This window comes from Brevundimonas sp. (assembly GCF_041911375.1).
Lineage (GTDB): Bacteria > Pseudomonadota > Alphaproteobacteria > Caulobacterales > Caulobacteraceae > Brevundimonas.
This window is the reverse complement of record NZ_JAYRPA010000029.1, coordinates 1-1,034: the sequence shown is the minus strand read 5'-3', so window position 1 is coordinate 1,034 and position 1,034 is coordinate 1. Positions and strand designations below refer to the sequence as shown.

The following is a 1,034-nucleotide window of genomic DNA, read 5'->3' as shown; positions in this document are numbered from 1 at the left end:
GACGAAGAGCATGCCGCGTTGCGGCGGCATCGCCTTGCGGTTCATCAGGCCGACCTGGCGGTTCTGGTCGGTGGCGGCGACCTCGGCCTCGATGCGGTGGAAACCGGCGTTCAGCTCGAGTACCGGCATTGCATTCTGGGCCCCGGCGGCCGCGCTCAGGGTCAGCCCGCAGAGGGCGGCGACAATCTTATTCATTGAATTTTCCTTGCAAATCCTTGTAACTGCCGTCGATCTGCCGCCATTGCCCCGGCGCCAGACCATCCAGCGTCGCCGACCCGACGGCGGCGCGAACCAGGCGGAGCGTAGGATAACCGATGGCCGCCGTCATCCGCCTGACCTGGCGGTTCTTGCCCTCCGCGATGCGGATTTCCAGCCACGACGTCGGGATCGCCGCGCGGTAACGGATCGGCGGGTCGCGCGGCCAGAGGTCGGCCGGTTCGTCGATGCGCCGCACCCTGGCCGGCTGCGCGGTGAAGTCGGCGAGTGCGATGCCGGCGCGCAGGCGGTCGAGCGCCGCCTCGTCGGGCGTCCCCTCGACCTGCGCCCAGTAGGTCTTCTCCAGCTTGTGCCGCGGATCGGCGATCTTCGCCTGCAGCTTGCCGTCGTCGGTCAAAATCAACAGCCCCTCGCTGTCGGCGTCGAGGCGGCCGGCGACATAGATGTCCTTGACCGGAATGAACTCGGCCAGCGCCCGCCACTTGCCTTCCGGCGTGAACTGGCTGAGGACGCCGTAGGGCTTGTTGAAGAAGACGATCCTGGACACGCGACGGGCCGGCAACGGAAAACCGCGATTTTCGCCTATTTTTGCCCGTCGACCGCAGCAGCCCTGCCGTTTTTCAGTGATAGAAGGCGTAGCCGATCAGGATCGCGCCGACCAGCCCGACGGCGTCGGCGATCAGGCCGCCGGCCACCGCGTAGCGGGTCTTGGTGATATTGACGCTGCCGAAATAGACGGCCAGCACGTAGAAGGTCGTCTCGGTCGACCCCTGGATGATCGCCGCCAGCTTGCCCTGGAAGGAATCGACGCCGTAGGT

At 66.3% G+C, this 1,034-nt stretch carries 2 protein-coding genes and 1 pseudogene; all 3 read right to left on the bottom strand.

From position 1 onward, the window contains the following. Positions 1 to 195 (bottom strand): DUF192 domain-containing protein (locus ACE3PU_RS06610; protein ID WP_374387928.1); only part of this gene is annotated, 195 nt, incomplete at its 3' end. Beyond that, positions 188 to 763, bottom strand: coding sequence for a pseudouridine synthase (locus ACE3PU_RS06605; RefSeq protein ID WP_153145795.1), 576 nt, complete (start codon positions 761 to 763; stop codon positions 188 to 190). The genes ACE3PU_RS06605 and ACE3PU_RS06610, both read right to left, overlap by 8 nt. A 73-nt stretch (positions 764 to 836) precedes the next feature. Beyond that, positions 837 to 1,034, bottom strand: a pseudogene (locus ACE3PU_RS06600) (hypothetical protein); the annotation flags it as partial.